Raw genomic sequence first — 6,325 nt, 5'->3', positions numbered from 1 at the left:
GTGCCTGTCTGAGCGTTGGACCACAAATAGGTGTAAGGTGTTGCTCCGCCGCTTACCGTTACAGAAGCAGATCCGTCGTTTTGTCCAAAACAGCTTATATCTGTACTTGTTCCGGTAACTATTAATGCCGCAGGTTCTGTAATAGCGATAGAAGACGTTGTGGTACAACCATTATCATCCGTAATTGTTACGCTGTAGTTTCCGGCTGTTAAGTTATTAGCCGTTGCTGTTGTCATTCCGTTTGACCACATATAGGTATATGGAGATGTACCGCCTGCTGCTGTTACAGTAGCACTGCCGTCGTTTGCACCGTTACAGTTAACATTGGTTACCGAACCTATCGTACCGCTTAATACTGCAGGTTCTGTAATAGTATAAGTATCCGTCACCGTATCGTTAAGAGCATCGGTTACCGTTAATGTATATACTCCTGCGGATAAGTTACTGACTGAAGCACTGTTTCCTGCTGCAGGAGTCCATGAATAAGTATATGGTGGTGCTCCGCCGTTTACCTTAACAGTTATGCTTCCATCATTTGCTCCGTTACAGGTTATATCTGTTTGTGAAACCAATTCAATTTCATAAGGTACCGGTGGTTGGGTAATGGCTACCGTTTGGGTGGTTTTACATCCGTTGGCATCTGTTACCGTTACGGTATAGGTACCTGCAGCTAAATTAGATGCTGATGCTCCCGTACCTCCTGACGGAGACCATGAATAAGTATATGGTGCTGTTCCGCCGGTTACCGAAATAGTGGCTGCACCATCGTTTCCGCCGTAAACACTTACGTTGGTTTGACTGGTGATTGTAGTTGCTAAAACGGCAGGTTCAGTTACCGTGAAGGTTTCTGTTAACAAGCAACCGTTGGCATCACGAATATCTACCGAATAAGATCCCGGTGCTAAGTTAGTATTGGTAACTCCTACTGTATTATCTGACCATAAAACGGTATAAGGAGCTACTCCTCCGCTTGGTGCAACGGTAGCTGAACCATCATTTTTACCGTTACAGCTAACCTGGGTAACATCTAAATTAGAAACTATAGGTGTTGGTTCGGTAATAGTAATGCTCTCTGTTGTCACAGTTCCCCTGTCGTCAGTTACCGTAACTGTATGTTGACCAGGAACCAAGTTAGAAACACTAGCTGTGGTATCTCCTGATGGTGACCACAAATAACTGTATGGTGGTTTTCCTCCTTCAGGTGTTGCAACAGCAGCTCCGCTGTTGGCGCCGTTACATAAAATATCCGTCTTATCTACATCTACCAATAATGGTGGGATATCCTCATAATAAATGTCGTCTATGTAAACACTTGGAAAATTACTAGACACCCCATCATATGTAACACGGAATGCAAAATAATCATCGGTTGTTGAAGGTGGATAAGCAATAAATTCTTGATAACCTGTGTTTGTTAGATCATAAGTTTCTATTACTGTGGCAGATGCTGTAGCTGCAGCGGCTGTAGAAATATCATTTAACCTAACAACTTGTAATCTGGCAGGTGCTGTAACTACTTTTGCAGAAAAACGAATCTGTTTGGTACCGTTACCTAAATTATTTGTTTCCGGTGATACTAAATACAAATATTGATTATTATTAGATGATGAATTATAATAGTAAAGTCGGAAACAGTTCGTCCCTGTTTTTGCTTCATAATTATAAGTATATCCATATCCTGTCCCAGTCATATCGTCAAGATATGTCCAACAACGAGGTACAATATTATTTGTTGAAGTCCCCACAGAAGTTGTTTCAAAACCTTCAAAGAAATTTCCTGTTACAATATCGCAAAGAGTAATGAAACTAACAGGAAAAGTTGTCCATATACCTGATGATGTACCACATTTACTGCGTACATATACAAAATATTCTGTAGCAGGATCTAATCCCGTGACAGTTGCAGAGGTTGCACCTGTAGTTGAGCCTGACTTAACCACCGCACCGCTTGCATCTCGTACTTCATATTCATAACCTGTTACTCCGGTTGCTATTGAAGCGTCCCAAGAAATATCTGCCGCTGTTGTTGTCACATTTGTAACATCTATTCCTAATGGAAATATACATGGCGATAAATCTTCATAATACACATCGTCTATGTAAGTTGTTGGATAATTATTCGTAGGATTGCCATTATAAGTTACGCGGAATGCAAAATAATCATCAGTGGTCGCCGGTAAAGCTACTATAAACTCCTGATAAACATCATTGTTTAAATCCGTGGAAACCAAAACTGTTGCTGACGAGGTAGCGGCAGTTGGTGAAGAAATATCGTTTAAACTTACAACTTCTAATCTTCCCGCAATAGTAGCTGAAGTCATTCTCGCACTAAAACGTACCTGTTTGGTTCCATTACCTAAATTATCTGTTTGTGGTGATATCAAATATAGATATTGACCGTTATTTGATGTACTATTATACATATAAAAACGGAAAGAATTTGTTGGTGATTGTGCATACGTTGTGGAATTATTGGTGTAACCATAACCTGTACCTGACATATCATCTAAATATGTCCAACAGCTTGGCACGGTATTATTGTTAGAAGCACCAGATGGTGTACTATCAAAATCTTCAGAGAAATTAGCTGTCACAGGTGGTATATGTGCTACAGATACCACATTAGAAATATCGGTATCATTAGTGTTTGTACAAGTTACAACACAGCGGTAATCACTCGCCGCTGCTTGGTTATTTACTGTATAAGCCATAAATGTAGCCCCTGGTATATCTGTAAAAGTATTAGCCCCCTGAGGAGAGCTCTGCCATTGATAAGTAACCCCCAATTCATACGTAGCTCCTGTAAGCGATAAAGTAAAAGACTGATTAGGACATGTTACTGGCGTTGCTGACGCAGTTCCTGCTGTTGGTGTGCTGGAACAAGGAGTTGCAGGCATCATATCAAAACCTAAATGAACCTGTCCTGTACCTCCTGTACCTGTTGCCGCAGAAAGCCCTCCGTAAGTTCTTCTATTTCCATTAGAACTATATTGCCACATTCCTACGGATGCAGTATATCCATCTTGGCTTACATCAACTATTAGATTATCTGTACCGTTCCATAAATAAGGAGTTTGAAGTTGGATTTCTAACCAATCTCCTTGGTTATGTGCCGCATAAGACACAGAAGTTCCTAAATAACATTGTTGTGTGCCTGTAACCCATGTACCAGTAGTAGCTGTCTGTGTAGTTGTACCTAAACTCACACTTAAGTTTGTAAATGTAGTGGCTGAGGCTGAAGCCCCAACCCTTAAATAAATCTTAGTAATAAGACCAGATGATGGTGTTGGTGCAATTTCAGAAGGAAGATATAACCACTGTACCCTATTAGAAGAAGTACTACCTAACGGAAAGGAATTACTACTAGCCGGTGTAAATATTGACTCAAACATTGGTGTTTGCGCATGTCCTTGAAAAAAAGGCAAAAACAAACCAAATAATAATAGAATCAAGGTATTGGTGTTAAGCCACCGTATTTTAAACTTTGATAAGGGTATCGTTTTTTTCATTGTAAAATATTTTAAATATTTAATTAAATAAAGATGTTGTCTGTAAAAATAACAAAAAAGCTTATAAACCCATAATTTAATCTAAAATTTAACGATAAACATTTAAAAAACAATTATTTTCAATAACTGATTCTATCCTAAATTTTATTCCAACTCTACTCCTTTTTCACTATTTTTGTATCTTGAAAATTACACAATCATGATTCAAAATCCTAAAAGATATACCATTACGGCAGCTTTGCCGTATACCAATGGTCCTATACATATCGGGCATTTAGCCGGAGTTTATGTTCCTGCCGATATTTACGCTCGTTTTTTACGCCAGCAAAATAAAGATGTGGCTTTTATCTGCGGATCCGACGAGCACGGTGTGGCTATTTCAATGAAAGCCAAAAAAGAAGGAATCACACCTCAGCAAGTGATCGATAAATACAACAAAATCATTAAAGATTCTTTTCAGGAATTTGGGATTTCGTTTGATAATTATTCACGTACTTCGGCAAAAATTCATCACGATACCGCTTCTGATTTTTTTAGAAAATTGTATGATGAAGGAAAATTCATCGAAGAAGTTACCGAACAATTATACGATGCCGAAGCAAATCAGTTTCTGGCAGATCGTTTTGTAACAGGAACGTGCCCTAAATGTGGAAACGAAGATGCTTATGGCGATCAATGCGAAAAATGTGGATCATCATTAAACGCAACGGATTTAATCAATCCTAAATCTACTATTACAGGAACTACTCCTGTTTTAAAAGAAACAAAACACTGGTTTTTACCCTTAGACCAATACGATACTTTTTTGCGCGAATGGATTTTAGAAGGTCATAAAAACGACTGGAAACCGAATGTTTACGGACAAGTAAAATCGTGGTTAGACGATGGTTTGAAACCGCGTGCCGTAACCCGCGATTTAGATTGGGGAATTGATGTTCCGGTGGAAGGTGCCGAAGGTAAGAAACTATATGTTTGGTTTGATGCGCCTATTGGTTACATTTCATCAACCAAAGAATGGGCGGCGCGTGAAGGTAAAGATTGGCAGCCTTATTGGAAAGATCAGGATACCAAATTGGTTCACTTTATAGGGAAAGATAATATTGTGTTTCACTGCGTGATTTTCCCTGCCATGTTAAAAGCAGAAGGCAATTATATTTTACCTGATAACGTTCCGGCAAATGAGTTTTTGAATTTAGAAGGAAATAAATTATCGACTTCTAAAAACTGGGCAGTTTGGTTGAATGAATATTTGGTTGATTTCCCGGAAAAACAAGATGTATTGCGTTATGTATTGACAGCAAATGCACCCGAAACAAAAGACAATGATTTTACATGGAAAGATTTCCAGGCACGTAACAATAATGAGTTGGTGGCGATTTTTGGAAATTTCATCAACCGTGTCGTGGTTTTAACCAATAAATATTACAACGGAGTCATCCCTGCTCCAAATGCTTTATCTGAGGTTGACAAACAAACATTAGCAGAATTAAAAGCATATCCGGCAGTCATTGAAAGCTCTATTGAACGTTACCGATTCCGTGAGGCTCTGGGAGAATTGATGAACGTAGCACGTTTAGGAAATAAATATCTGGCAGACGAAGAACCCTGGAAGCTGATTAAAACCGATGAAGAACGTGTAAAAACACAAATGTATGTGGCATTGCAAATTGCTGCGGCATTATCTACTTTGGCGGAACCATTTTTGCCATTTTCGGCAGCTAAACTAAAAAACATGTTGAATATTGCTGAGCCGATTGCTTGGAATAAAGTGGCAGAAACATCAGACTTAATTCCGGCAGGTCACCAAATTGGTCAGGCAGAATTGTTGTTTGCAAAGATCGAAGACGAAGAAATTCAAAAACAAATTGATAAATTGGAAGCAACAAAAGTAGCAAACGCAGCCGAAGCCAAAACGGTTGAACCTCAAAAAGAAACTACTCAATTTGAAGATTTTGCAAAGATTGATTTACGTGTAGGCACCATTATTGAAGCCGAAAAAATGCCGAAAGCAAATAAATTACTGGTTTTAAAAGTTGATACAGGTATTGATGTCCGTACGATTGTTTCTGGAATTGCCGAACATTTCACACCGGAAGAATTAATTGGTAAACAAGTAACTGTATTGGTAAACCTTGCTCCAAGAAAATTGCGTGGTGTAGAAAGTGAAGGAATGCTTTTACTAACCGAAACCAAAGAAGGAAAACTGGTGTTTGTGAATCCTGATGAAGCAGGAGTTTACAACGGAGCCACAATAGGATAATTTCACTATTTTATAAATACAAAACGCAAACCAAATGATTTGCGTTTTTTTTGTTATGTATTGTCACTGTGAACTTGTTTCAGATTCTTATTTAGTATAATTTCTTGTGAGATTCCGTGTCAAGCACGGAATGACTAAAATCTATCTTTTTTGTTCACTTTCTATTTAAATAAAAAGCAACATTTGTAAATATCATCAAAATAAGAAAAACATAAATATATCTTTTCTTCTGTTCATAAGTCCAATCTGTCAATAATTCACCATTGTATCTATAAACTTTTGGATAGACTCCTTTCTTAATTTCACGATATTCCCTACTTGTAATAGAAAGTGTGTGTGTTTGTTTCTCCATCGTACAAAATATCCATATCGTAATGATTCCCTTTACCCCCAGAATTTTCTTTATACGAAATAATAGAATATACAATTAGATTTGAATCATTATTATAATCTTTATAATTATACAATTGACTTAGGCATTTAACTGCTAATGTTTTTTATGTAGCAGGGTTTGGCATTTACCATCCTTATCATCAGATTGTCAAAAATCCCCTCT

General features: G+C 37.9%; 2 protein-coding genes. One reads left to right on the top strand and one right to left on the bottom strand.

Going from position 1 to position 6,325, the window contains the following annotated elements:
* Nucleotides 1-3,509 (bottom strand): fibronectin type III domain-containing protein (locus tag BLW20_RS14190; RefSeq protein WP_177165108.1); only part of this gene is annotated, 3,509 nt, incomplete at its 3' end.
* Nucleotides 3,510-3,708: 199 nt separating this feature from the next.
* Here BLW20_RS14190 and metG point away from each other — a divergent pair.
* Nucleotides 3,709-5,769, top strand: coding sequence for a methionine--tRNA ligase (gene metG / locus BLW20_RS14185; protein ID WP_091102813.1), 2,061 nt, complete (start codon nucleotides 3,709-3,711; stop codon nucleotides 5,767-5,769).
* The last annotated feature ends 556 nt before the right edge of the window (nucleotides 5,770-6,325 follow it).

The organism is Paenimyroides marinum (assembly GCF_900108395.1).
Taxonomy (GTDB): Bacteria; Bacteroidota; Bacteroidia; order Flavobacteriales; family Flavobacteriaceae; genus Flavobacterium; species Flavobacterium marinum.
Note: the sequence above shows the minus strand (reverse complement) of the source record. Positions and strands in the feature narration are given on the sequence as shown.

What these genes read in the sequence shown, in the direction of transcription:
- metG (WP_091102813.1), top strand. Translation starts at nt 3,709, where the DNA reads ATGATTCAAAATCCTAAAAGATATACCATTACGGCAGCTTTGCCGTAT.